Origin of the sequence: Herbaspirillum sp. 3R11 (assembly GCF_004563925.1) — a bacterium.
GTDB lineage: Bacteria > Pseudomonadota > Gammaproteobacteria > Burkholderiales > Burkholderiaceae_D > Herbaspirillum.
In genome coordinates, this window is sequence record NZ_SPNJ01000002.1 from 313,961 (window position 1) to 337,492 (window position 23,532).

Annotated in this window: 22 protein-coding genes; 11 read left to right on the forward strand and 11 right to left on the reverse strand. The window is 61.3% G+C overall.

From position 1 onward, the window contains the following. Window positions 1–23: 23 nt before the first annotated feature. Entirely contained in the window at window positions 24–959 is a 936-nt protein-coding gene (locus E4P32_RS09650; protein ID WP_116434403.1) for an NmrA family NAD(P)-binding protein, read from the reverse strand. 112 nt (window positions 960–1,071) lie between these two features. Here E4P32_RS09650 and E4P32_RS09655 point away from each other — a divergent pair, with 112 nt between their 5' ends. Continuing rightward, window positions 1,072–1,434, forward strand: a complete 363-nt coding sequence (locus E4P32_RS09655) for a helix-turn-helix domain-containing protein (RefSeq protein WP_233526642.1) — start codon at window positions 1,072–1,074, stop codon at window positions 1,432–1,434. A 26-nt stretch (window positions 1,435–1,460) separates the two neighbouring features. Here E4P32_RS09655 and E4P32_RS09660 read toward each other — a convergent pair whose 3' ends face one another. Together E4P32_RS09660 and E4P32_RS09665 are read right to left on the reverse strand one after the other, a co-directional pair. Beyond that, on the reverse strand, window positions 1,461–1,958 hold the full coding sequence (locus E4P32_RS09660) for an asparaginase domain-containing protein (RefSeq protein ID WP_116434647.1): 498 nt from the start codon (window positions 1,956–1,958) through the stop codon (window positions 1,461–1,463). 79 nt (window positions 1,959–2,037) lie between these two features. Beyond that, window positions 2,038–4,671 (reverse strand): chemotaxis protein CheW, encoded by a 2,634-nt coding sequence (locus E4P32_RS09665; protein ID WP_116434401.1) that lies wholly within the window; start codon window positions 4,669–4,671, stop codon window positions 2,038–2,040. Window positions 4,672–4,995: 324 nt separating this feature from the next. Between E4P32_RS09665 and E4P32_RS09670 the strand changes: the two genes are divergently transcribed. Beyond that, window positions 4,996–5,751 (forward strand): L-asparaginase, encoded by a 756-nt coding sequence (locus tag E4P32_RS09670; protein WP_116434400.1) that lies wholly within the window; start codon window positions 4,996–4,998, stop codon window positions 5,749–5,751. Here E4P32_RS09670 and E4P32_RS09675 read toward each other — a convergent pair. Both E4P32_RS09675 and E4P32_RS09680 read right to left on the reverse strand, forming a co-directional pair. Beyond that, window positions 5,729–6,715, reverse strand: a complete 987-nt coding sequence (locus tag E4P32_RS09675; RefSeq protein WP_116434399.1) for a D-2-hydroxyacid dehydrogenase family protein — start codon at window positions 6,713–6,715, stop codon at window positions 5,729–5,731. The two genes, E4P32_RS09670 and E4P32_RS09675, sit on opposite strands and share 23 nt — an antisense overlap. Window positions 6,716–6,817: 102 nt before the next feature. Then, complete coding sequence (locus E4P32_RS09680) at window positions 6,818–7,828, reverse strand: zinc-dependent alcohol dehydrogenase family protein (protein WP_116434398.1); 1,011 nt, start codon at window positions 7,826–7,828, stop codon at window positions 6,818–6,820. Window positions 7,829–8,019: 191 nt separating this feature from the next. Here E4P32_RS09680 and E4P32_RS09685 point away from each other — a divergent pair, with 191 nt between their 5' ends. Together E4P32_RS09685 and E4P32_RS09690 are read left to right on the forward strand one after the other, a co-directional pair. Next, window positions 8,020–8,904, forward strand: coding sequence for a LysR family transcriptional regulator (locus E4P32_RS09685; RefSeq protein WP_116434397.1), 885 nt, complete (start codon window positions 8,020–8,022; stop codon window positions 8,902–8,904). Window positions 8,905–9,406: 502 nt separating this feature from the next. Continuing rightward, window positions 9,407–11,275 carry a phosphoenolpyruvate carboxykinase (GTP) gene (locus E4P32_RS09690; RefSeq protein ID WP_116434396.1) on the forward strand — a complete coding sequence of 623 codons (1,869 nt, stop codon included), beginning with the start codon at window positions 9,407–9,409 and terminating at the stop codon, window positions 11,273–11,275. Window positions 11,276–11,331: 56 nt separating this feature from the next. On the opposite strand, the gene E4P32_RS09695 is transcribed toward E4P32_RS09690, so the two are convergent. After that, window positions 11,332–11,772, reverse strand: a complete 441-nt coding sequence (locus E4P32_RS09695; RefSeq protein ID WP_116434395.1) for a thioesterase family protein — start codon at window positions 11,770–11,772, stop codon at window positions 11,332–11,334. Between the two features lie 330 nt (window positions 11,773–12,102). On the opposite strand from E4P32_RS09695, the gene ahpC reads away from it, so the two are divergent. Beyond that, entirely contained in the window at window positions 12,103–12,666 is a 564-nt protein-coding gene (gene ahpC / locus E4P32_RS09700) for an alkyl hydroperoxide reductase subunit C (RefSeq protein ID WP_116434394.1), read from the forward strand. Between the two features lie 266 nt (window positions 12,667–12,932). Continuing rightward, window positions 12,933–14,528 (forward strand): alkyl hydroperoxide reductase subunit F, encoded by a 1,596-nt coding sequence (gene ahpF, locus E4P32_RS09705; protein WP_116434646.1) that lies wholly within the window; start codon window positions 12,933–12,935, stop codon window positions 14,526–14,528. A 119-nt stretch (window positions 14,529–14,647) separates the two neighbouring features. Here ahpF and E4P32_RS09710 read toward each other — a convergent pair whose 3' ends face one another. The 4 genes from E4P32_RS09710 to E4P32_RS09725 all read right to left on the reverse strand — a co-directional run bounded on the left by E4P32_RS09710 (window position 14,648) and on the right by E4P32_RS09725 (window position 18,209). Continuing rightward, window positions 14,648–15,793 (reverse strand): D-alanyl-D-alanine carboxypeptidase family protein, encoded by a 1,146-nt coding sequence (locus tag E4P32_RS09710; RefSeq protein WP_116434393.1) that lies wholly within the window; start codon window positions 15,791–15,793, stop codon window positions 14,648–14,650. Window positions 15,794–15,966: 173 nt separating this feature from the next. Continuing rightward, entirely contained in the window at window positions 15,967–16,602 is a 636-nt protein-coding gene (locus E4P32_RS09715; RefSeq protein ID WP_116434392.1) for an alpha/beta hydrolase, read from the reverse strand. A gap of 14 nt (window positions 16,603–16,616) precedes the next feature. Continuing rightward, window positions 16,617–16,955, reverse strand: coding sequence for an NAD(P)H-dependent oxidoreductase subunit E (locus tag E4P32_RS09720; protein ID WP_116434391.1), 339 nt, complete (start codon window positions 16,953–16,955; stop codon window positions 16,617–16,619). Window positions 16,956–16,997: 42 nt separating this feature from the next. After that, complete coding sequence (locus E4P32_RS09725; RefSeq protein WP_233526641.1) at window positions 16,998–18,209, reverse strand: VanZ family protein; 1,212 nt, start codon at window positions 18,207–18,209, stop codon at window positions 16,998–17,000. 62 nt (window positions 18,210–18,271) lie between these two features. On the opposite strand from E4P32_RS09725, the gene E4P32_RS09730 reads away from it, so the two are divergent. The 4 genes from E4P32_RS09730 to argB all read left to right on the forward strand — a co-directional run bounded on the left by E4P32_RS09730 (window position 18,272) and on the right by argB (window position 21,751). Beyond that, window positions 18,272–19,114 (forward strand): biotin--[acetyl-CoA-carboxylase] ligase, encoded by an 843-nt coding sequence (locus E4P32_RS09730; RefSeq protein ID WP_233526640.1) that lies wholly within the window; start codon window positions 18,272–18,274, stop codon window positions 19,112–19,114. A 4-nt stretch (window positions 19,115–19,118) separates the two neighbouring features. Further along, window positions 19,119–19,880, forward strand: coding sequence for a type III pantothenate kinase (locus tag E4P32_RS09735; protein WP_116434389.1), 762 nt, complete (start codon window positions 19,119–19,121; stop codon window positions 19,878–19,880). Window positions 19,881–19,917: 37 nt separating this feature from the next. Beyond that, window positions 19,918–20,703, forward strand: coding sequence for a hypothetical protein (locus E4P32_RS09740; protein ID WP_116434388.1), 786 nt, complete (start codon window positions 19,918–19,920; stop codon window positions 20,701–20,703). A gap of 148 nt (window positions 20,704–20,851) precedes the next feature. Then, the gene (argB, locus tag E4P32_RS09745; protein ID WP_016834869.1) at window positions 20,852–21,751 is read left to right on the forward strand and encodes an acetylglutamate kinase; all 900 of its coding nucleotides are present in this window, start codon (window positions 20,852–20,854) and stop codon (window positions 21,749–21,751) included. A 78-nt stretch (window positions 21,752–21,829) separates the two neighbouring features. On the opposite strand, the gene E4P32_RS09750 is transcribed toward argB, so the two are convergent. Further along, the gene (locus E4P32_RS09750) at window positions 21,830–22,747 is read right to left on the reverse strand and encodes a TraB/GumN family protein (RefSeq protein ID WP_116434387.1); all 918 of its coding nucleotides are present in this window, start codon (window positions 22,745–22,747) and stop codon (window positions 21,830–21,832) included. Window positions 22,748–22,784: 37 nt separating this feature from the next. On the opposite strand from E4P32_RS09750, the gene E4P32_RS09755 reads away from it, so the two are divergent. Continuing rightward, window positions 22,785–23,513 carry a pyrimidine 5'-nucleotidase gene (locus tag E4P32_RS09755; RefSeq protein ID WP_116434644.1) on the forward strand — a complete coding sequence of 243 codons (729 nt, stop codon included), beginning with the start codon at window positions 22,785–22,787 and terminating at the stop codon, window positions 23,511–23,513. The last annotated feature ends 19 nt before the right edge of the window (window positions 23,514–23,532 follow it).

A 23,532-nucleotide genomic window follows, 5' to 3' on the forward strand; every position in this document is an offset into this window, starting at 1 on the left:
CGTCGGAAGTCGGACTCGGTTGCTCAGGCTTGCGCCATGGCGTTCCCCGCCAAGGCTTTCCAGGGAATCTGTGCGGCCCACGTGTCGATCGATGTCTGCGACACGGACAGCTCAGCCCTGGCCGCACGCAGATCGATATCAAGGATGCCGGCCTGCGCAGGATCGGTCATGTAGCGATACAGATTGGCCAGCGCGCTGCCGGTCTCCGCGCCGAAGGCTGCGGTCAGACCGGCTTCGAAATGCTCTATCGGCAGGGGGAAATAGGACACGCTCCGACCCACGGCCTTGCCGATGGCGGCGGCCAGTTCATCGCCCGTGACCGCCTGTGCGCCGCCGATGTCGAATGTCGGTCGTCGTGCGGCCAGATCGGGACGTTGCAGGGCGGCGACGACATAGGCGGCGGTTTCCTCCCAACTGATCCAGGACACTTTCTGGTCGGCGGGCACCGGGTAGGCCAACACGCTATCGTTGACGATGGACGGCGTCGCGAAAGGCGCCGTCAGATTGCCCAGATACAGGGTGGGGCGCAATACGATGCTGGGGATGGAGGCTTGTTTCAGATAGCGTTCAAGCTCGGTCTTGATGTCAATGGCGACGCTGCCGGTCGCCTGGCCTGCTTCTCTGGCGCCGACGATACTGGTGTTGAGGACCATCAGCGGCGCCTTGGCTGCAACGGCGGCATCGATGGCATTTTTCCCCCAACCAACCGCCTTGTCGACGTTGAACTGCAATGGCAGGGCAAAGTAGACACCCGCGACATCACGGTTCGCGGCCAACAGTTGCGCCGGCGAATCCAGGTCGCCGAAGGCGACTTCCACGCCGGGGCCTTCAAACAAGGATTTGTTGTCGGTATTTCGCAGCAGCACGCGCACGTTCTTGCCGCCAGCCCTAAGTGCGCTCACCACGGCACTGCCTTGTGCGCCTGTCGCGCCATACACCAGATAGGTTTCTTGCTTCATTATTGACTCCAAAATGTGGTTAAGAAGTCAACAGTGTAGGAGCTGGGCCAGGTATTGAATAGAATGTACATGCATGTGCAATACCCACAAAAATGTACCTATTGGAGCCGCCATGAAAGCTGCATCACCTGATCGTTGTCCAGTGGACATGGCGCTGGATCTGGTCGGCGGCAAATGGAAGTCGCTGGTGTTGTATCGCCTCAGCGCCGGGACGTTGCGCTTCGGGCAGTTGCAAAGAAGCATTCCGGAAGTGACGCAGCGCATGCTGACGCTGCAGCTGCGCGAGCTGGAGCGCGACGGCCTGGTGCGCCGGGTGGTGTATGCGGAGGTGCCGCCCAAGGTGGAGTACAGCCTGACGCCGCCGGGGCAGTCATTGACGCCGGTGCTTGAGCAATTGGGGGGATGGTTCCATCAGAACATGTCGGCGTTGCAGGACTACGCGCCTGCCGGCACGGCGGAAAGCGGAGAAGACTGAACATCGTCTCCTCCGGTGAGATGGCCTCAGTCTTCCGTTTCGATTTCTTCAAACACGCCCGCGCCGCGGTTTTTGACGACTTTGTCCCAGGCGAACACACGGCCATTCATCGCGACATACACGCCGTGCGGCAGCAGTTGCGCCACGCCGCAGGCGAAACCGAAATTGAATTGCGCATCCGAGCCGTGGATGGCGTAAGGAATCATGGCGCCGGTCAGTACGATGGTCCTGGCCAGCTGCGCCGCGCCGAGTACGCGCGCGGTGTCCTGCATGGTGTCGGTGCCGTGGATGACGACGATGGCGTTTTCTTCCGAGCGGTCGCATGAGGCGAGCACGCGGCGCCGGTCAATGTCCTGCATGTCGAGCGAATCGAGCAGCGGCAGTTCTTCCAGCGTGGCGGGAACGGTCAGGCGTGCGCGTGCGATGACCCCGGGCAGGTGGCTGCTGGCGAAAACAAGCTGGCCGGTGAGCTCGTCGTAGTGCTTGTCGAAGGTGCCGCCGGTGGCGATGATGCGTAAAGTCATGATCATGGAAAATCAGAAAAAGTCCCAGCCATCATACCCCACATCACGCTACCGGCGGCCCGTGCAAATCAACTCTTGATTACGCTGCCAGCAGCTCTACCGTGCGTTTGCCGTCAGCTGCGACTACCGGGGCTTCCGATTGCGCGGCAGCTTCCGCAAGCTCAGGCGGCATCGCAATCTGGCCGTCGATCAGAAGCGCGAACAGACGCTCGACGTCGATCGCCTGGATCAGCAACTGGCCGTTGTTGGCTTTGATCACCTGCGTCACCAGCATCGATGCACCCTGCATCGCGAACGGCGTGTGCATGATCTGCGCAGGATTGAACTGCGGCACCGCATGCAACTCATCGACCAGCAGGCCGATGGTGTGTTCTCCTTCGCGCACGATCATGACCTGGCTGCTACCGCTGACCGCGGAACGTGTGCCGCGCATCATCTGGCCGAGATCGAACACCCAGACGAATTCCTTGCGCTTGCCGTCGCCGTCGTCGCGGCGCAGGTTGAGCACGCCGATCTGTTCCGGGCGCGAGCCCATCGAGGTCGGCAGCACTTCGCTGAACGGCACCGCTTCCACCACGTGGGCGGCGGAGATGGCGAACAGATTGTGGTCGCTGAAGAAGGTGGCGTATTCGTTGCCGTCGGTGATGGTCGGGTCGGTTTCGAGCAGATACTGGCGGCCGTCGGTTTGCGAGCCCGCGCCTTGCACTGCCCCGAAGGATTCGAACACCACCGCGATGACGTCTTCCTGGTAACCGTCGCTGACCTTGAATTCGCGGTAGCCGTTCGACACCGAGCAGGCCACGATGGCGTATTCGCCGTCATGTACCGCCACCTGCGACGCGCGGTCGCCGTTGGCGATCGTCAGCAGCGCCGGATCAATGTCGAGTATTTCGCCGACGCTGCGTGCGCTGTCGGTGGTCGAGATGATGCGTGCATTGCGATCGATGTAGAAGGCCTTCATGTTCTTCTTGGCGGTGATGCCGCTGGAGAGCATGTTGGAAAACTCCGGCGTCGAGTCGAACACGATGCCGATGCCGCCGACCACCACGGCTTCGTTCTCGAGATCGCGCACCGCTGCGTGATAAATGTAGGTGTCTTTGCCGTCGTACAGTGCGCTCGGCGTGAAGGCGCTGACGTAGTACTGCTGCTGCGTGCGCAGCGACAGCACCTGGCGCAGGCTGTCTTCATCAACGTTGCTGCCGACGACCTCGTCGGTGTTGTCGCCGGTGCTGGCGATGATGCGGCCATGGCGATCGTAAACAAAGATGCGTGTGTAGACGGTATACAGGCCGTTGATGTAGGCCAGGATGTTGGTCATCTTCTCGACCGTGGCCTGGTCCTGCGCCGGTTGCGCCAGCGCGCTGCGCAGTTCCGGCGTGAGCGCCCACCAACGACAATCGTCTGAGCGCTCGTAGAGATTGCGGTCGAGCAGATCGACCAGCAGGCTGGTGGTGAACTCGGCATCGCGCATACCCGACACCAGTACGGTTTGGTAGAGGTCATGGATCGATTGCGCGAACAACTCGTTGCTGCGATTGCCGGTCTCGCTGATCTGGTCGAGGATGGTTTTGAGCTTGAGCATTTCGCCGCGTTGGCCGGCGGTCATGACCTGGCCGTTCCAGACGATGCGCTGGATGGTCTTGGCAGCGGTCATGATGTCGTACAGCGGCGGGCAGAACGAATGCGCGTGCGACAGCAAGCCTTCGGCGATTTCCGGCGACAGTTTGGTGAGCACGTCGCTGATGACGCCGCTGAAGGCGACCTCAACCGGAATCATGACCTGGCCTTGCCAGCCGCTTGGGCCGGGATAGCCTTGATAGCCGTCGGAGGACACGGTGCGCACCAGATATTCGCGGCCGCAGAAGAGCATCAGCGCGGCGTTGCCGTCGCGATTGACAGGCACTTCGGTGCCGACCGGGATCCACAGTTTGTCGGCGCTGGCGATGACGCGGTTGTCGGCATCGAGCAGCAGCATGTTGGAGCGCGCTTCGGCGTCGCGATGCGACGAGAAGATGCCGGCCATTTCTTCTTCGAAGTGGAAGCACAGGCACAGGATGCCGACTACCGCACCAGTTTGGGGATGCTGCATGCGGCGCGAATAAATCAGTGCACGTTCCTTGCCGGGACGCAGGTCGCTGAAGCGGAAGGTCTCGACATACGTATCGGAGTTGAGCGTCTCGGCGATCAGCGCATCGGCGCTGTGTTCCAGCGGCGTGGCGGGGTCGATCTGCACCAGCACGTTGCCCTCGGTGTCGAGCAGCATGATCTCGTCGTAGACGGTGTATTTGTTGCGGTACTCGCGCAGGCGGTAGCGGATCGCATCAGCACTGTCGGGGCCGTCAGTGACGCCGGCGACAAAATTGCACAGTTCGCGATCAGTGGCGAGGAAGCCGACATCGGCGGTGCGCTCGAACAGATTGCGCACCACGATGTCGATCACGTACTGCGCCTTGGTGCCGATTTCGGTGAGCACGTTGCGGACTTTTTCCTGGACCAGGCTGACCACCAACTCGCGTTCCAACCGGCTGAAGCCGGTGCGCGTTGCCGCCATGGTCGGCAGGATGGTCTTGGCTTCGCTGGGGCAGTTCATTTTTGCCGAGGCTTCAATCACACGCCACATCAGATTCAGTTCCTGCAGCGACTGTTCGCATTTTGTGACGTCGCGCATATACGGCAGGAAGGTTTCGGTTTGAATCGCTACGTGTTCATTCATGTGTTGTCCCTTTTTTTGAAGAAGTCCGCAAGACCTATCCGCGCCGCACTTATGTTTAATGATTAATGTCGGCACTCAGTTGTTATTACGCAAATTGCGTGCCACGCATTCTATTGGTAAAACGATATGCATGTTGTCTACAAGATCGTCCGCAAAGCCGCATGCAGATTGGCTTTCAATAATTTCCATGTGGAAATTGTGAAGGTGTTTTTTTGACCGCTGCGGGAACTGCGCGGCGAATTATTTTTCTGAATCGCTCATTGCGTGCGCGCTGATCACTGATGCTGCCCGGTCAGGTTTTTGATAGTTGGATAAAATCGAGATATGAAACCGATTGCTCCCGGCACCGTCATCTTCCATCGCCATCGCGGCTATGGCGTCATCGTCTCCGTTAATTTATTGACGGGATGGATTTCTGCGCGCTTCGGCAGCGAGGTGCGCACGCTCGATTTGAATTTGTCATCCGATGAAGTGCAGCATGCCGACGGCACGCCCATCCTGTTCCGACGCCAGCCTCCCGATCGCATGCCGCATGCGCGGCTGATGGCGATGGTGCGCGAGTTGCACGCGGCCGGTTATCAGCGCCTGTATCTATACAGTTGGCCCAAGCCTTCAGGCTTGCACTGGCGCTGGCATTTGTTCGCGGGCCCGCGTCATTGGAACGAACGGCCGTGGCGTGAAGGCTGGTACGGCTCGGGCGCGGATTACAACTTCAATCCGATTTTCGGCTGGGGCGACACGCCCGGTGCGAGCGCGCAGGATCTGGCCAGCGCACTGGCGCAATTCGATCCTCAGGGCCTGGCCCAGGCGCTCGGACGCGATGAGGATCACACGGCGTGGTTTGCATCGGTGTGCGATGCGCTGCTGCCGCATCATGCCTACAGCATGGGATGGGATCACGCCGGATCAATGCCGGAACATTTGCCGGTCATCGCCGTGCGCAGGGGAGTGGAGCCGTACGCCGGGCCGCCGCTGTCATGGCCGCCCGGCTGGATGCACCTATGGAAGGTGTCGCACGCTCAGCATTTGCAGTATGCGCCGCCGACGCCGGTGCGCGTCAAGCCAACGCCTCAGGATTGAGCACGTTCTTCGGCGCGCCGTTGGCGAAGTCGACGATGTTCTGGAAGGCCGCACGGAAGTACAGCTCGTAGCCGTCTTTTTCCACATAGCCGAGATGCGGCGTGGCCACCACATTGTCCATGCGCAGCAGCGGCGAGTCGTGCGGCAGCGGTTCGGTTTCGAACACGTCGAGACCGGCGAAGCCCGGGCGGCCTTGCTGCAGCGCCGTCTCCAGCGCACCGCTTGCCACCAGCTCGGCGCGGCTGGTGTTGATGAAGGTGGCAGTCGGTTTCATCTGCGCCAGGTCTTGCGCGGTGACGATGCCGCGCGTGGCGTCGTTGAGGCGCAGATGCACCGAGATGAAGTCTGCCGTCGAGAAGAATTCTTCCTTGCTGGCGGCTGCCGTGTAACCGTCTTTCTGCGCCTGCTCCAGGCTGGCGTCGCGTCCCCACACCACGATCTTCATGCCGAAGGCCTTGCCGTATCCGGCCACCATGCGGCCGATTTTCCCGTAGCCCCAGATGCCCAGCGTGCGGCCCTTGAGGGCGACGCCGATGGGATTGCGTTCCGGTGTCGCCGACACTTGCTGCCAGATGCCGGCCTTGAGGTTGGCGGTGTATTGCGGGATGCGGCGTGCGGTCGCCATGATCAGCGCCCACGTCAGTTCGGCCGGCGCGGTCGGATCACCGACGCCCTCGACGATGGCGATGCGCTGCGCGGTGGCGGCGGCGACGTCGACGTGGCCGCTGATCTTGCCGGTTTGCGAAATCAGTTTCAGCGCAGGCAGTTTTTCCAGGATGGCTTTGGTGAAGACGGTGCGTTCGCGGATCAGCACCAGCGCGTCGAACGGCGCCAGGCGCGCGACCAGCTGGCCGACGCCGCGCACGGTGTTGTTGAATACCTTGACGTCGTGGCCTTCCAGCAGCTTGAAGCTGTCGAGTTGGCGGACGCTGTCCTGGTAGTCGTCGAGGATGGCGATCTTCATGTGGTCTCCGGAAGGCGGTTGGTGTTGGGGAAAACCACATCATAAAACGCCCGCCGGATTTTTGCCGCGTCGGTTCAGCCGATGAAAATACAAGGCCGGAATTTAAGCCGGAATCTCAATCACCAGCTTGCCGCGTGCGCCGCCGGCGTCGATGACGTCGTAGGCGGCATCGGCCTGGTCGAAACCGAAGCGGCGTTGATCGACCTGCACCACGATCTTGCCGGCTTCGATCAGCTTGGTGGCCTGTTCCATGATCTCGCCATGATGTGCACGGCCCTTGCCGCTCAGCAGCGGCATCAGCGTGAACACGCCCGAGTAAGTCGCGGCGCGGAACGACAGCGGCGCCAGGGCATGCGTGCCCCAGCCGAGGCAGCTGACGACGTGGCCGTGGTAGCGCTTCGCCGCGATGAAGGAGGCATCCAGCGTGGCGCCGCCGACGGTGTCGTAGACGATGTCGAAACCTTCACCGGCGGTGTATTGCTGCACGTATTGTTCCACCGTGGCGGCGCGGTAATCGATGAAGGTGGCGCCGTAGCCGGTGATGACGTCGCGTTGTTCGGCCGAGCCGGTGGCGTAGACGTCGGCGCCGAAGGCCTTGGCGATCTGTACGGCGATATGGCCGACGCCGCCGGCGCCGCCATGCACCAGCACCTTCTGGCCGCTGCGCACATGGGCGCGATCAACCAGGCCTTCCCATGCAGTGATGAAGATCAGCGGCAGGGCGACGGCCTCACGCATGCCGACGTTGGCCGGCTTGTGCGCCAGCAGGTCGGCATCAACGGCGGCGAATTGCGCCAGCGAACCTTGCACGCTGCCGACGCCGCCTGTCATGCCATAGACCTCGTCGCCGACCTTGAAGCCGGAGACGCCGGCGCCGATCGCTTCCACCACGCCGGCCATGTCGATGCCGAGTACGGCAGGCAGTTGTGCCTGGGCATGTCCAGCCTTGCCGGCGCGGATCTTGGCGTCGAGCGGATTGAGTCCGGCTGCGCGGATGCGCACCAGCACCTGGCCGGCGCCGGCGACAGGACGATCAATGCTGGTGGTTTGCAGCGGCGCGCCGTTGGCGGTCAACAGTACGGCGGTCATGGTGGTGTTAGATGTCGCGTTCATGGCGTTTCCTTCAAAAGTCGGTGGATGGTTGACGCCGCGTTCTTGTTTGCAGCGATGAAGCTAGTCTAGGGACGGAAAGGCTTGAGAAAAACGGGTCCGACGACAATACAGAATGGTGAAAACGTGGATAATCGGCAGCACCCGCACATTGCCCTTCGTTACTCACCATTCGCCGGAGAAGAACAGCAAACATGGACCGCCTGGATGCCCTGAAAGTGTTTTGCAACGTCGTCGAAGCCGGCGGCTTCAGCCGTGCGGCCGACCGACTCGGGATTTCGACCTCGTCGGTGACCAACCAGGTGTCGGCGCTGGAGACGCATTTCCGCACCAAGCTGCTTAACCGCACCACGCGCAGCATGTCGCTGACCGAAGAGGGCCGCCGCTGTTACGAGCAGGCCTTGCTGCTGCTGGGCGGCATGAGCGATCTGGAAGGCAGCATGATGCAATCGCAGGCGCTGCCGGCCGGCACCCTGCGCGTCGACATGCCCAGCGTGATCAGCCGCCAGTACATCGCACCGGCGCTGCCGCAGTTCCTCGCGCAGTATCCCGACATCGCACTCAAGATCACGGTCGGCGACCGCATGATCGACATGGTGGAAGAGGGCGTGGATGTGCTGATCCGCATCGGCGATCTGCCTGACTCCAACCTGATCGCCAAAACCGTCTTCAAGACCAGCTACATGTGCTGCGCCTCGCCCGAATTCGTCGCGCGCCACGGCGTGCCGAAGACGCCGCAGGAGCTGGCCGATTTCCCTTGCCTTGGCTTCCTCAATCCGAAATCGCGCATGGTCCGCCCGTGGCAGTTCAGCAAGGGCAAGGAAAGCCACAGCTACGTGCCCAAGGGCGCGCTGGCGATGGACCACGTCGAGTCGCTGATCGAGGCGGCCAAGGCCGGTTGCGGCATCGTCCAGCAAATGTCGGTGTCGCTGATCCCGCCGGTGCGCAGCGGCGAACTGGTGCCGGTGTTGCCGGACTGGCTGGCGCCTGGTCCGGATGTCTCGGTGCTGGTCCAGCAAAAGAACCATCGCGCGGCCAAGATCAAGGCTTTCGTCGATTTCGTCGCCTGCGCGTTCTGAGATCCCTTTTCTGCGGTCTCTTTCTACTGCCTCTTTGTTGTGGCAATCAATTTGTTGGCAGAGTCCCAACGTTGAGCGCTGCTGCGCAGCAATGTCGGTGAATCGCTGACGCGATGTCGGCCGCTTGTCCTGTGGCACTTTGCTGTGCGCAGGATGTCCATTCAATAAGGCTTGGCAGGCGAAAGACCTTTTGCTGCGCTGCTTCGTAATGAAAAAACGCAATCGCGTTAAAAGCGTATTTCCTACTACATTAGTCGGTTACTTTTCACTACAAACAAGCAGGGTACGGGTGTACAATCGCCGCCTGATTTTCATAAAGTCGGCTGCTGCGGAACAATCTTTCGCGCCTGATTTTATGAATGGCTTCAGGCAAGGCCTGAAGCATTCGACAAGACCGCCGTACCACCGGCTGATGGCGCCACCCGCCTCGCCGGCTGCATGCAACGACGATCCTGCCGTGCCAACGAATTCGATTTAACTTTAGGCATTGGAGGTAGTGTTTATGAATCAACCTGTCATGGAAGGCGTCGCCGCATTGAACGCCCCCGCTTTCGTCAAACACCAAAAACTGATCAACTGGGTCGCCGAGATCGCCGCGCTGACCAAGCCGGACAGCATCTACTGGTGCGACGGTTCGCAGGAAGAATACGATCGCCTGTGCGCCGAGATGGTCGCCGCCGGCACCATGAAGAAGCTGAACCAGGACAAGCGTCCGAACAGCTATCTGGCCTGTTCCGATCCGTCGGACGTGGCGCGCGTGGAAGACCGCACCTTCATCTGCTCGAAGAACAAGGATGACGCCGGCCCGACCAACAACTGGACCGATCCTGCCGAAATGCGCACGACCCTGAACGGTCTGTTCGACGGCAGCATGCGCGGCCGTACTTTGTACGTGGTGCCGTTCTCGATGGGCCCGCTGGGTTCGCCGATCGCCCACATCGGCGTCGAGCTGTCCGATTCGCCTTACGTTGCGGTGAACATGCGCATCATGACCCGCATGGGCAAGGCCGTGTATGACGTGCTGGGCGCCGACGGCGATTTCGTGCCGTGCGTGCATACCGTGGGTGCGCCATTGCAAGCCGGCGAGAAAGACATCGCCTGGCCGTGCAATCCAACCAAGTACATCGTTCACTATCCCGAGACCCGCGAAATCTGGTCCTACGGTTCCGGCTACGGCGGCAATGCGCTGCTGGGCAAGAAGTGCTTTGCGCTGCGCATCGCCTCGACCATGGGTCGCGACCAGGGCTGGCTGGCCGAACACATGCTGATCCTCGGCGTGGAATCTCCTGAGGGTAAAAAGCACTACGTCGCAGCGGCTTTCCCATCGGCCTGCGGCAAGACCAACTTCGCCATGCTGATTCCGCCGAAGTCCTTCGACGGCTGGAAAGTCACCACCATCGGCGACGACATCGCCTGGATCAAACCGGGTGAAGACGGCCGCCTGTACGCGATCAATCCGGAAGCGGGTTATTTCGGCGTTGCCCCGGGCACCAACGAGAAGACCAACTTCAACTGCATGGCCTCGCTGCGCGCCAACACCATCTTCACCAACGTCGCGCTGACCGACGACGGCGACGTCTGGTGGGAAGGCATGACCAAGGAAGCGCCTGCGCATCTGGTCGACTGGCAAGGCAAGGACTGGACGCCGGAAATCGCCAAGGAAACCGGCCGCAAGGCGGCGCATCCGAACGCGCGTTTCACCGTCGCCGCGACACAGAATCCCGTCATCGATGCTGCCTGGGATGACCCGGCCGGCGTGCCGATCTCGGCCTTCATCTTCGGCGGTCGCCGTTCGACCACCGTGCCGCTGGTGACCGAAGCGCGCAACTGGGTCGAAGGCGTCTACATGGCTGCGACCATGGGCTCTGAAACCACTGCCGCCGCTGTCGGCCAGCAAGGCGTGGTGCGCCGCGATCCGTTCGCGATGCTGCCGTTTGCCGGCTACAACATGAGCGACTACTTCCAGCACTGGCTGAACCTGGGCCGCAAGATCGCCGCGTCGCCGGCCGAGCTGCCGAAGATCTACTGCGTCAACTGGTTCCGTACCGACGCCGACGGCAAATTCGTCTGGCCCGGCTTCGGCGACAACATGCGCGTGCTGAAGTGGATGCTGGAACGCATCGAAGATCCGCAAGGCGTGCGCGTCGGCGGCGTGCCCCACATCTTCGGCGTGTCGCCGCGTTACGAAGACCTGCAATGGGACGGCATCGACTTCACGCCGGAACAGTTCGCCACGATCACCTCGATCGACAAGGCGGCCTGGGCCCAGGAAATCGAACTGCACACCGAGCTGTTCGACAAGCTCAAGCACAATCTGCCGCGCGAGCTGGTGGAAGTGAAGGTGGCGCTGCAGAAGAAGCTGGCGGCGTAATCGGTTACGCTGAGCACCGTCAAAGGAAAAACGGCCATCGAAAGATGGCCGTTTTTTTATGTCCGCAAAATTGTCTGCAGCACCGTACGCATGCGCTCCGGCACTGTCACAGGCCGTCGCGTCGCCGCATCGACGTAAACGTGGATGAAATGCCCCTGCGCGGCGGCGGTGTCGTCGCCTTCACGGAAGATTCCTACCTCGTAGCGCACGCTGGAGTTGCCCACGCTGGCCACGCGCACGCCGATCTGCACCGTGTCCGGAAAGCTGACCGGCGCGAAATAATTGCAGTGGGTCTCAATGACCAGGCCGATGACGTCACCGCCCGGAATGTCCAGTGCATTGCTTGCTATCAGGAAATGGTTCACTGCCGTATCGAACCAGCTGTAGTAGACGACGTTGTTGACGTGGCCGTAGACGTCGTTGTCCATCCAGCGCGTCTGCAGGGCGTGGAAATGGGGATAATCGGCGCGGCGGGAAGCGGTGGGTTTGCTGGTCATCGTATTTTAGCCTCCGTGTTTTGCCCGGTCACACGCGTGTTGCCGTGCTGAAGTAATATTGCGGCGGGAACGAACCCCGTCTCCTGATTTCACTCGAACGGTGAGCCGGCAGTGTAAGCGATCAGTAGCTCCGTCGCAGCAAGCCCGGCGCTTGCATCCGGCGCTTTCGCGCCCATATGCAGCTTGTCCCTTGTCATTTCGGCAAGCCGTTCCATACGAATGTCGATAGTCAAACGCAATCGAAAGTATTAAACAAATAAATTTGATTAATATATAGAGGCGCTTTACTATGGCTTCACTCTCTTTCAACCCCAAGTAAAGGAAATAGCAATGTCCCTGATCAATACGACAGTCAAGCCATTCAAAGCAACTGCTTACCACGACGGCAAATTCGTCGACATCACCGAAGCAAGCCTGAAGGGCAAATGGTCCGTGTTCGTGTTCTACCCAGCTGACTTTACTTTCGTCTGCCCGACAGAATTGGAAGACCTGGCCAACAACTACGCTGAATTCAAGAAAATGGGCGTGGAAATCTACGGTGTGTCGACCGACACCCATTTCGCCCACAAGGCATGGCACGACACATCGGAAGCCATCAAGAAGGTCCAATACCCACTGGTCGGCGACCCAACCACAACACTGGCTCGCAACTTCGAAGTCCTGATCGAAGAAGAAGGCCTGGCACTGCGCGGTACTTTCGTGATCAATCCAGAAGGTCAGATCAAGGTTCTGGAAATCCATGACAACGGTATCGGCCGCGACGCTTCCGAACTGCTGCGCAAGGTCAAGGCAGCGCAATACGTTGCTTCGCACCCAGGTGAAGTTTGCCCAGCCAAGTGGACTGAAGGCGCAGAAACACTGAAGCCTTCCCTGGATCTGGTCGGCAAGATCTAAATCGCTGATTGGGCTACTGCGCGGCCCGATCTCAAAGCTGTGATGCTCGCCGTACATCCGTACGACTGCGCTTCCCGCTTCGACCTCGGACCGCTCGCTACGACCACTCAACGATTTAACGCATTAGTTAAGCATCAAGAAGTACAGAAACAAAAACTGAAGCACCCGTCCGGATTCGGCGCAAGCAACGCCGCAGAGCTCACGAGGCCGAGCGGCGGAGTCCGGACAATATTGAAGTCTCACATCAGAGGAAAGTGGAAATCATCATGCTGGATGCCAATCTCAAAGCCCAATTGAAAGCCTACCTGGAAAAGGTCACGCAGCCTATCGAGATCGTCGCGTCGCTGGATGATGGCGCCAAGTCGCGTGAGTTGCAGGAGCTGCTGCAGGAAATCGTTACGCTGTCCGAGCGCATCACGCTCGTTGAACGCAACGATCACGCCGTGCGCAAGCCGTCCTTTTCATTGAATCGCCCCGGTACCGATATCAGCGTGCAGTTCGCCGGTATCCCGATGGGCCACGAATTTACGTCGCTGGTGCTGGCGCTGCTGCAAGTCGGCGGCCATCCCATCAAGCTCGACGACAAGGTGATCGAACAGATCCGCAACCTGGATGGCGATTACGCGTTTGAAACCTATATCTCGCTGACCTGCCAGAACTGCCCGGAAGTCGTGCAGGCATTGAACGTCATGTCGATCATCAACCCGCGCATCCGTGCGGTGACGGTGGACGGCGCGCTGTTCCAGGACGAAGTCGAGAAGCGCCAGATCATGGCTGTGCCGACCGTCTACATGAACGGTGAAGTGTTCGGCCAGGGTCGCACCGGCGTGGAAGAAATCCTCGCCAAGCTGGATACCGGCGCCGCCGCCCGCAAGGGTGAAGAACTGAGCGCGAAAGAAGCCTACGACGTGCTGATCGTCGGCGGCGGTCCTGCCGGCGCAGCAGCTGCGATCTATGCAGCGCGCAAGGGCATCCGTACCGGCGTCGTCGCCGAACGTTTCGGCGGCCAGGTGCTGGATACGCTGGCGATTGAAAACTTCGTCTCCGTCAAGGAAACCGAAGGCCCGCAATTCGCCACCGCGCTGGAACAACACGTCCGCACTTACGACGTCGACATCATGAACACGCAACGCGCCGAAGCACTGGTGCCGGGCAATGGCCTGATCGAAGTCAGGCTGGCCAACGGCGGTGTGCTGAAGGGCAAGACCGTGATTCTGTCGACCGGCGCACGCTGGAGGCAAGTCAACGTGCCGGGCGAGGACGAATACCGCAATCACGGCGTGGCGTACTGCCCGCACTGCGACGGTCCGCTGTTCAAGGGCAAGCGCGTGTCGGTGATCGGCGGCGGCAACTCCGGCGTGGAAGCGGCCATCGACCTGGCCGGCATCGTCAGCCATGTCACGCTGCTGGAATTCGCGGCAGAATTGAAGGCCGACGCGGTGCTGGTGCGCAAGCTCAAGAGCCTGTCCAATGTCACCATCGTCACTTCGGCACAGACCAGCGAAATCACCGGCGACGGCAAGAAGGTCAACGGCATCAGCTACAAGGAACGCGTCAGCGGTGAAGTGAAGCACATCGAACTGGAAGGCGTCTTCGTCCAGATCGGCCTGGTGCCGAACACGGAATGGCTGAAGGGTACTGTGGCTCTGTCCAAGCATGGCGAAATTGAAATCGACGCCAAGGGCCAGACCTCGATTCCCGGCGTGTTCGCTGCCGGCGACGTGACGACCGTGCCGTACAAGCAGATCGTGATCGCGGTCGGCGAAGGTTCCAAGGCGGCATTGAGCGCCTTCGATCACCTGATCCGCAGCTCGGCGCCGGAAGAAGCACCGGTTGTCGCCAAGGAAGCAGTGACGGCGTAAGCATTCATCTTTGCAAGCCGGTCATCCGTCGCCCCTTCGGCGGACGGCCGTAAAAAAAGCCACCTCGCGGTGGCTTTTTTTTATGGGCGCAACCTGCAGGCCGCGCCCGGCTGAATACTTTACTTGAACAGCAAGCGCAGCGAATCCCAGGCGCGGCCGAAGATGCCGGCCGGACCGACTGATTCCAGCGCCACCAGCGGCAATTCGGTGACGGCCTTGTCGTCGATCATGATCTTCAATGTACCGACCTTGGCGTTTTCCGAAATCGGCGCGATCAGCGGATCGTTGCGTTCAACGCGCGGCTTGATCTTGTCGGCGGTGCCCTTCGGCACGGTCACGTAGACATCGCGCATGAAGCCGATCTTGATCTTGCCTTGCGAACCCTTCCAGACGTCAGGCGTGTCGACCGCCTGGCCCTTGCTGTACAGCTTCACAGCGTCGAAATTCTGAAAGCCCCAGTTCAGCAGCTTCTGGCTTTCCTGCGTGCGGACGTGGTCGGATACGGTGCCGATGACCACCGAGATCAGACGGCGCTCGCCGTTGGCGACGGGACGCTTGGCCGAGGTGATCAGCGAATAGCCGGCGCTGTCGGTGTGGCCGGTCTTCATGCCGTCGACGGTCGGATCAAGCCACAGCAGGCGATTGCGATTGGGCTGGGTGATGTTGTTGTAGGTGAACTTCTTGACCGAGTAATAGGTTTTGTAGAAGTCGGGGAAGTCATTGATCAGGTTGCGGCACAGGATCGCCAGGTCGCGCGCGGTCGTGTACGTGTCCGGGCTCGGCAAACCGTGCGGGTTGCTGAAGTGGGTGCCGGTCAGGCCCTGGCGTTGCGCTTCGCGGTTCATCAGCACGACGAAGGCATCGGTAGTGCCGGAGACGGCTTCGGACAGCGCCACGGCGGCGTCATTGCCGGAGACCGAGATCAGGCCGTACAGCAGGTTGTTGACCGAGACCGGCTTGTTCGGCTCGATGAACATCTTGGAGCTGCTCGGATCGACTTTCCAGGCGTTGACCGAGACGCTGATTTCCTGGTTCAGGTCGAGACGCTTGTCGCGCACGGCAGCGAAGGCCAGGTAGGCGGTCATCAGCTTGACCAGCGACGCCGGTTCGACGCGCGTGTCGGCTTCCTGCGAAGCGATGATCTGGTTGCTCGACGCATCCAGCAGCAGCCACGATTTGGCGGCGACGCTAGGGGGCGGAAGGCTCTGGGCGGCTGCCGAGAAGCTCAGGACGGTTGCGGCAATGGCCGCGAGTAGTTTTTTCATCTTCGGGTGTAAAAAATGTGTCCCGCCGGACTGCATGCGGGACTGTCGTTTGAAAAGAGATGAGTGAACATCGCACCGGGATTATAAACGCCGAGCCTGACAACAAGGCTGCGCGGCGTCGGCTTGCAGAGTATTCCTGTCTCATGCTCCGTAGCAGGAGCATAAAACAGGAATCAGCGATGCCAGAGTTGGACTATCAGGTTCTTGATATGTTGCAATTTGCGGTGAAAAAAGTGATCCGCGCCGGGGATCACGATGACTGGCAGCTCTTGCGGCCGCGCCCAGTCCAGCACCGCCGTGAGCGGAATCGTGTCGTCCAGCTCGCCGTGGATCAGGATGGTGTCGGCCGGGACCTGCGGCATCGGCCACTTGCCGGCGGCGGTGCCGACCAGCGCCAGGCGCTCGGCGGGTGTGCCTGCTGCAATCAGCCGTTGCTGCAACTGCGCCTGCACGAAGGTGCCGAACGAGAACCCGCCCAGCGCCAGCGGCAGGTCGGGATATTGCGTGCGCATGTGCGCCAGCAGCAGCGCCATGTCGTCGGTTTCGCCATTGCCGTGGTCATGCACGCCTTCGGATTTGCCGACGCCGCGGAAATTCATGCGCACCGTGGCGTAACCAAGCGCGAGGAACGAGCGTGCCAGCGTTTGCGCGACCTTGTTGTCCATGGTGCCGCCGTACAGCGGATGCGGATGGGCCACCAGCGCGAGGCCGCGCGGTGCGGCGAATTGCTCGGGGTCCGGCAGGTCCAGCGCGCATTCCAGCTGGCCGACGGCGCCGGGAATCAGAAAGGCTTGTGTTTGTGCGTTCATGGAGTGCGGCGTATTTAAATTTTGAGGCGGTCAACGATCTTGCCGCCGACGATGTGCGAATCAATGATTTCGTCGATGTCTTCGTTGTCGACGAAGGTGTACCAGGTGCCTTGCGGATAGATGACCACAACCGGGCCTTCTTCGCAGCGTTCCAGGCAGCCGGCCTTGTTGATGCGCACCTTGCCTTCACCGGCCAGGCCGAGTTGCTTGATGCGCTTCTTGGCGTGTTCCTGTGCGGCTTGTGCACCCTTGTCGGCGCAGCAGGTGCGCTCGCCCGGCTTGCGCTGGTTCAGGCAGAAGAAGACGTGATGTTCGTAGAACGGCTTGTCGGCGGTGTCAGGAGTATCTGCCATGGCGATGTTCCGAGTAGATCAAAGGCGTCATGATACACCTCGTCATTTATGCGCGCCCTGGCTGCCGGTCCGGCGATGCACCGGGTGATACAGGAACCACAGCGCCAGGAACGGCCATAGCACTGAGAGGAATTGCGCGGCGCCGTCGAAATTGAGGAATTTTCCCTGCACCCAGGTCTGCAGCGTCGAGACGAAATACGGATTGGCCGGCACTACATTGGTCGCCAGCAGGCTGAAGATCAGCGCCAGCCCGGCGATGCGCCGCTGCGCCACCAATGGCGCGAACGACAGGCCGGCCAGCATCAGGCCGCCGACGATCATGCCGCCGGCGGCGCCCGGCGTGAACCAGGCGAAGGCGTTGTCAGGCGCGAAAAACAGCGCGCAGGACAGCGACTTGATGAACACCGCGCCGAGCAGGTAGACCGCCATCAGCATGTTGCGCGGCGCCGCCTTGCGCAGCAGCAGGAGCATGGTCAGCACGGCGCCGGTGAGGCCGCAGGCGGTGACGATGATTTCGGCCAGCCAATATTGTTCGGCGCTGAGCTGGGCGCTGTTGGTCCACCAGGTGGCGAGATCGATCGGCGTGTCGAGCAGGTCCGACAGCAGGCTCGACAGCGGCGGCACGACGTGGCCGAGGCCGAACAGATGGTTTTGCGGATAGATCAGCGCCAGCGGCCACAGCCCGACGACGACCAGGCCGCGGCTGGCTTCACGTGAAAACCAGCTGCGCCGTACTTCCAGCAAGCGGCTTTGGCGCAGGAAGTAGCGGCTGGTCCAGGCGCCGATCAGCGCACCCAGCAAGGTGCCGCAACTGTTGGTGATGAGATCCAGGTTGGAGGGAATACGCGTGGGCAGGTAGGTCTGCACCGCTTCCATCACGGCCGACAGCGCGACGCCGGCCAGCGCGCTGAGCAGCACCGCCCACAGCGAGCGCACGCGCGGATACAGCGCATACACCACCAGCGCACCGAACGGCGCGTAGCCGACCACGTTGGTCCAGAGGTCGAAGCCGGTCCAGTAATACGGCAGCCGCGCCCACAGGTAATCGTAGGGCAGCAATCCCATGTCGCGCCAGCCCGAAAACGGGTACCAGCTGGCGTACACGATCAGCAGCGTATAGATCAGCAAACTGACGCGTGCAAACGCAGAGGCCGCCGGCCGGGCGACTGCGGTTGCGATGGGAGCAGGAGCAGGGGCAGAGGCAGGCGGGGCGGCTGGTGCGGGCGATTGTGGCGGTCGATAAGGAGCGTCCATGGCAGCGAGCGTAACCGATTTCTCCTTCGCTTGCACCTTGGACAACCGTTACAATGTGCGCCATGCACGCCACCGAAACTTCACTCGCCACGACGATTTCCGCCCAGCGCATCGCCGCATTGATCGCCAGTTCCAGCAACGATAACGCCAAGACCGTCGCGGTCGAAGTGGTTGCCGAAACCGGCTCGACCAATGTCGATCTGCTGGCGCGCGTCACCGCTGTCGACGGCGGCAGGCTGGTTGCGCCGGTGCTGCTGGTGGCCGAGTCGCAGACCGCCGGGCGCGGGCGCGCGGGACGACCGTGGCAGACCACCAAGACCTCGGCGCTGACGTTTTCGCTGGCGTGGAAATTCAATCGTCCGCTGCATGCGCTGATCGGATTGCCGCTGGCCGTCGGCGTGGCGCTGGCCGAGGCGCTTGGCATCTTCGGCATCGACGTCGAATTGAAATGGCCCAACGACGTCCTGCGTGACGGCGCCAAGCTGGCCGGCATCCTGATTGAGACCGCGCAAGATAAAAGCACGGGTGCTACCGGAACCTGGACCGTCATCGGTATCGGCGTCAACCTGACCATGCCGCCGGATCTGCAGCAGCGCATCGGCCGCGCCGTGGCCGACGTGTCAGAATTGCTGACCCACGATCGCGAGCGCCTGCTGGCGATTTTGCTGAGCGCCTTGTCGGATGCGCTGGCCGATTTCGATGCGCGCGGATTCAGGCATTTCGTGGCGCGCTGGAATCGTTTGCACGCCTACCCCGGCCGTACCGTGCGCATCCTCGACGACGGCCGTGTGCTGCACGAGGGTGTCGCCGTCGGCGTCGACGAGCAGGGCTGTTTCCTGATGGATACCGCAAGCGGGCGCGTAGCCGTCACCGCCGGCGACGTGTCCTTGCGTTTGCAGGAGTAGTGCCATGTTGCTGCTGATCGATGTCGGTAATACGCTGATCAAATGGGGTATTCCGGCGGATCCAGTTTTTTCGGTCGCCACCGCGGGCCGCTGGCGCCACGTCGGCGCCGTTGCACGCGGCGACGTGACGACGCTGGAGCAGGCATGGCAGGGTTTGCCGGTGCTGCGTGCGCTGGTCTCGAACGTGGCCGGTCCTGCGGTCCGGGAAGCCTTGCAGGCAACGCTGCATGCGGTCTTCGGAGACGGGCTGCGCATCGACTGGTTCGCATCGCAGCCGCAACTGGCGGGCGTGCGCAATCATTACAAGAATCCCGGCCAGTTAGGCTGCGACCGTTTCGCTTCGGCCATCGGGGCGCATGCGCTGTTTCCGCAGCGTGCGCTGATCGTGGCTACTTGCGGCACCGCCACCACGGTCGACGCGGTCACGCCGGACGGCGATTTCCTCGGTGGCATGATCTTGCCGGGACTGGGCGTGATGGCGACGTCGCTGGCCCTGAATACGGCGCAGTTGCCGCAGATACAAAGCATCAGCACGGTCGCCACGCCGTTCGCCGACAACACCACGGACGCCATCATCGCCGGCTGCATTGCAGCGCAGACCGGCGCCATCGAGCGCGCCGTCGCGGCGCACCGGCAAGCGCATGAAGAAGTCCTGTGCGTGCTGGCGGGCGGTGCCGGGCCGGTGTTGGCGCCTTATTTGTCAACGCCCTGCGAAAAAGTCGATAATCTGGTGTTGATCGGCCTGCATGCAGCGTCGGCGGAATGAAGATGATGATCCCGACAAATCGGACTGATGGTTACTCATGCTGAAATTGCTTTTTTGGCTACTGTTGATCGGCAATGCGGCCCTGTTCGCCATGCAGCGGGGCTATCTCGGCGCGACCGCCTCCGAGCGCCACGAGCCCAAGCGCCTGACGCAGCAGTTGCATCCCGAAACACTGACCATCCTGCCGGCCAACAGCGAAAAACTGGTGGCGCCGGCCAAGGCCGATGCGCCCGCGGGGGCGGTCGCGGCGGCGGATGCCGCCAAGGACGCGAAACAAGGCAAGCCGGATGCGACACCGCCGGAGGTCAAGGCGCCCGTCGCTGATCCTGTCCCTGCTGTTCCTGCCGCTCCGGTCGTCGCCTGTACCGAAATCGGCAACTTCAACGCCGTCGAAGTGCGTAAATTCGATGCCCAGCTGAGCAGTCTCAACCTGGCGGTCAAGCCGACCACGCGCAGCGTGCAGGAAGCCGCCAGCCACATGGTCTATATCCCCACGCAGGACGGCAAGGACGGCGCCGACCGCAAGGCAGCCGAACTGCGCCGCCTCGGCATCCAGGACTTCTACGTGATGCCCGAATCCCAGCCCAATCCGGCCTTGCGCTGGGCCATTTCTCTGGGCGTGTTCAAGACCGAAGAAGCGGCCAAGGCCTACATTGGCCGGCTGATCCCGCAGGGTGTGCGCAGCGCGCGCATCATGGCGCGCAACGTAACGTCGAACAAGCAGGCTTATCAATGGCGCAATGTCGATGCGGCAACCAAGACGGCGCTGGACGGCCTCAAGGCCAAATTCCCGAATCAGGAAATGCGCAGCTGCACGAGCTGAGCCTCGCCCATGCATGGCCGGTGCGGCTTGGCGGGCACAGGCCGATTTTGCATGAGGCCGATAAAACCCGATATCCGCCACAATCGGATCGCGCTTTCCATGTAAAATCGCGGACATTCCGAATATCTCTCCTGCCCAGGAATTGCACATGACCGATTTGACCGACCTGACCGACGTTGACCCCATCATCAAGGCTGAAATCCTGGCCGAGGCGTTGCCGTACATCCGCAAGTTCCACGGCAAGACCATCGTCGTCAAATACGGCGGCAATGCAATGACCGAAGAACGTCTCAAGCACGGCTTCGCGCGCGATGTGATCCTGCTGAAACTGGTCGGCATGAATCCGGTGGTGGTGCACGGCGGCGGTCCGCAAATCGACAATGCACTCAAGAAAATCGGCAAGCAGGGCACCTTCGTGCAGGGCATGCGCATCACCGATGAAGAAACCATGGAAGTGGTGGAGTGGGTGCTGGGCGGCGAAGTGCAGCAGGATATCGTGATGCTGATCAACCACTACGGCGGCCAGGCAGTGGGCCTGACCGGCAAGGATGGCGGCCTGATCCGCGCGCGCAAGATGCAGATGCCGGACAAGGAAAATCCGGGTCAATTCCTCGACATCGGCTTCGTCGGTGAAATCGAGGCGATCAATCCGGCGGTGGTCAAGGCGCTGCAGGACGACGCCTTCATCCCGATCATTTCGCCGATCGGCTTCGGCGACGACGGCCAGGCTTACAACATCAATGCCGACGTCGTGGCCGGCAAGATCGCCGAGATCCTGCATGCGGAAAAGCTGATCATGATGACCAACATTGCCGGCGTGCAAGACAAAAAGGGCAATCTGTTGACCGATCTGTCGGCGCGCGAGATCGACGAAATGTTCGAAGACGGCACCATCTCCGGCGGCATGCTGCCGAAGATCTCGTCGGCGCTGGACGCCGCCAAGTCGGGCGTGAACACCGTTCACATCATCGACGGCCGCATCGAGCATTCGCTGCTGCTGGAAGTGCTGACCGAACAGGCCTTCGGCACCATGATCCGCTCGCATTGAACATCGCCAGCGCATCACGCAAAAAAGGCGCCCCGGGAAACCGGCGGCGCCTTTTTTATTGCATGTGCACGAGAGGATTCAATAAATCCGTTCGACCTTGAAGCCGCGCTGCTGCAGCAAGGCCGGCACGCTGGTCGGGCCGACCAGGTGCAGGATGCCGATGGCGGCGAAAATGCGATCCCGGCTCGTCAGCAGGCCGCCGATGCGTTCGGCCAGCGCAGGGTTGCGCTGGTCCAGCAAGACGTCCTTGGTGAAGCGGCCGACGAAACTGCCGTCGTTGGCCATTTCGTCGAGCAGGCCTTGCAGGCCGGACAGGTTGGCGGTGCGCCAGAACTCGGCCAGCTCCACCACACGCGCTGCGCTGTCGGGATCGTCGAGCTCCTTGAGGGTGTCTTCGAGCAGCAGGCTTTGCTGTTGCCGGCTCAGCGCGCCGAACAGCGCCAGCTGGGTTTCGGCGCCTTCCAGTTCGATCACCGGTTTGTTGCGCTTGGTGACGAAGTCGGCCAGATGGCTGTCGACTGCGAGGTCGGCGCGGTAGCCCTTGCTGTCGAACTCCTGCACGGTCAGCAGGCTGGCGATCATCCAGGGACGAAAGCGCGCGACTGCTTCGGCCGGGACATTGTATTTTTTCAGCGCAGCCTGGACCTGTTGCTGCAGTTGTGGACTGAGGTCGGTCTGGTAGCTCTGGCCTTCGGGATAGAAGCCGTAGCGCAGCACGGCCGCCTGCATGGAGGGCGTCTTCTTCGGATCGATTTCAAGCGCGATGGCGGGCGCTTGTTCCAATGCCTGCATCACGCGTGGTTCGAGCGGATAGAAGTTCGCCGCGCCGACGTGGATGGTGCCGAACAGGTACAGCGTGTGGTGCGCGTCCTGCACCTTGAACAAGGCGCCGCGATGCTCTGTACGCGGGATTCGGGACGGCGTGTCGGCAGCATTCGCAGCCGGCAGATAAAGGCAGAACAGCCAGCTGAATGTCACTATAATCAGGCGTCGCATCGTTGCGCTTTCTTCACTTATCTCATTTCTTTTGACTGTGCCGAATACTACACCGCTCTGGCTTTTCGATCTCGACAACACGCTGCACAACGCGTCGCACGCGATTTTTCCGGCGATCAACGCCAACATGAATACGTTCATGGAGCGCGTGCTCAGGGAGCAGGGTTTGCCAGCTGATCAGGATGCCGTCAACGCGATGCGGCAGCGCTATTGGCGCCTGTACGGAGCAACCTTGCTGGGCATGGTGCAGCATCATCAGGTGCGGCCGGAAGATTTCCTGCGCGACGCGCACGACTTCGCCGATCTGTTCGGCATGATCCGCGCCGAGCGCGGCCTGCTCAATCTGCTCGAGCGCCTGCCGGGACGCAAGATCCTGCTGACCAATGCGCCGTTGCGTTACTCGCGCGACGTGGTGCGACATCTTGGGCTGCATCGTCATTTCGACAAACATATTTCCATCGAATCGATGCGCGTGCACGGCAAGCTCAAGCCCAAACCGTCGCGGCAGATGTTGCAACAATTGCTGGCCCGTGAACGTGTTCCCGCGCATCGCTGCATTCTGGTCGAAGATACCGTGGTCAATCTGAAGTCGGCCAAGGAGCTGGGTGTGCGCACGGCGTGGATTACTCAATACCTGGTCGGCAATCCGCATTTTTCAGCAGCCGGCGTGCGCAGGATGCAGACCATGCATCCGTCTTATGTCGATGTGAAGGTGCGTTCGGTGCGGCAGCTAACCAATCATCTGCGTCGTCTGACCGGTGCATGAGAAGGAATCAAGCCTTATT

What these genes read in the sequence shown, in the direction of transcription:
- E4P32_RS09650 (WP_116434403.1), bottom strand. Translation starts at nt 959, where the DNA reads ATGAAGCAAGAAACCTATCTGGTGTATGGCGCGACAGGCGCACAAGGC.
- E4P32_RS09655 (WP_233526642.1), top strand. Translation starts at nt 1,072, where the DNA reads ATGAAAGCTGCATCACCTGATCGTTGTCCAGTGGACATGGCGCTGGAT.
- E4P32_RS09660 (WP_116434647.1), bottom strand. Translation starts at nt 1,958, where the DNA reads ATGACTTTACGCATCATCGCCACCGGCGGCACCTTCGACAAGCACTAC.
- E4P32_RS09665 (WP_116434401.1), bottom strand. Translation starts at nt 4,671, where the DNA reads ATGAATGAACACGTAGCGATTCAAACCGAAACCTTCCTGCCGTATATG.
- E4P32_RS09670 (WP_116434400.1), top strand. Translation starts at nt 4,996, where the DNA reads ATGAAACCGATTGCTCCCGGCACCGTCATCTTCCATCGCCATCGCGGC.
- E4P32_RS09675 (WP_116434399.1), bottom strand. Translation starts at nt 6,715, where the DNA reads ATGAAGATCGCCATCCTCGACGACTACCAGGACAGCGTCCGCCAACTC.
- E4P32_RS09680 (WP_116434398.1), bottom strand. Translation starts at nt 7,828, where the DNA reads ATGAACGCGACATCTAACACCACCATGACCGCCGTACTGTTGACCGCC.
- E4P32_RS09685 (WP_116434397.1), top strand. Translation starts at nt 8,020, where the DNA reads ATGGACCGCCTGGATGCCCTGAAAGTGTTTTGCAACGTCGTCGAAGCC.
- E4P32_RS09690 (WP_116434396.1), top strand. Translation starts at nt 9,407, where the DNA reads ATGAATCAACCTGTCATGGAAGGCGTCGCCGCATTGAACGCCCCCGCT.
- E4P32_RS09695 (WP_116434395.1), bottom strand. Translation starts at nt 11,772, where the DNA reads ATGACCAGCAAACCCACCGCTTCCCGCCGCGCCGATTATCCCCATTTC.
- ahpC (WP_116434394.1), top strand. Translation starts at nt 12,103, where the DNA reads ATGTCCCTGATCAATACGACAGTCAAGCCATTCAAAGCAACTGCTTAC.
- ahpF (WP_116434646.1), top strand. Translation starts at nt 12,933, where the DNA reads ATGCTGGATGCCAATCTCAAAGCCCAATTGAAAGCCTACCTGGAAAAG.
- E4P32_RS09710 (WP_116434393.1), bottom strand. Translation starts at nt 15,793, where the DNA reads ATGAAAAAACTACTCGCGGCCATTGCCGCAACCGTCCTGAGCTTCTCG.
- E4P32_RS09715 (WP_116434392.1), bottom strand. Translation starts at nt 16,602, where the DNA reads ATGAACGCACAAACACAAGCCTTTCTGATTCCCGGCGCCGTCGGCCAG.
- E4P32_RS09720 (WP_116434391.1), bottom strand. Translation starts at nt 16,955, where the DNA reads ATGGCAGATACTCCTGACACCGCCGACAAGCCGTTCTACGAACATCAC.
- E4P32_RS09725 (WP_233526641.1), bottom strand. Translation starts at nt 18,209, where the DNA reads ATGGACGCTCCTTATCGACCGCCACAATCGCCCGCACCAGCCGCCCCG.
- E4P32_RS09730 (WP_233526640.1), top strand. Translation starts at nt 18,272, where the DNA reads ATGCACGCCACCGAAACTTCACTCGCCACGACGATTTCCGCCCAGCGC.
- E4P32_RS09735 (WP_116434389.1), top strand. Translation starts at nt 19,119, where the DNA reads ATGTTGCTGCTGATCGATGTCGGTAATACGCTGATCAAATGGGGTATT.
- E4P32_RS09740 (WP_116434388.1), top strand. Translation starts at nt 19,918, where the DNA reads ATGCTGAAATTGCTTTTTTGGCTACTGTTGATCGGCAATGCGGCCCTG.
- argB (WP_016834869.1), top strand. Translation starts at nt 20,852, where the DNA reads ATGACCGATTTGACCGACCTGACCGACGTTGACCCCATCATCAAGGCT.
- E4P32_RS09750 (WP_116434387.1), bottom strand. Translation starts at nt 22,747, where the DNA reads ATGCGACGCCTGATTATAGTGACATTCAGCTGGCTGTTCTGCCTTTAT.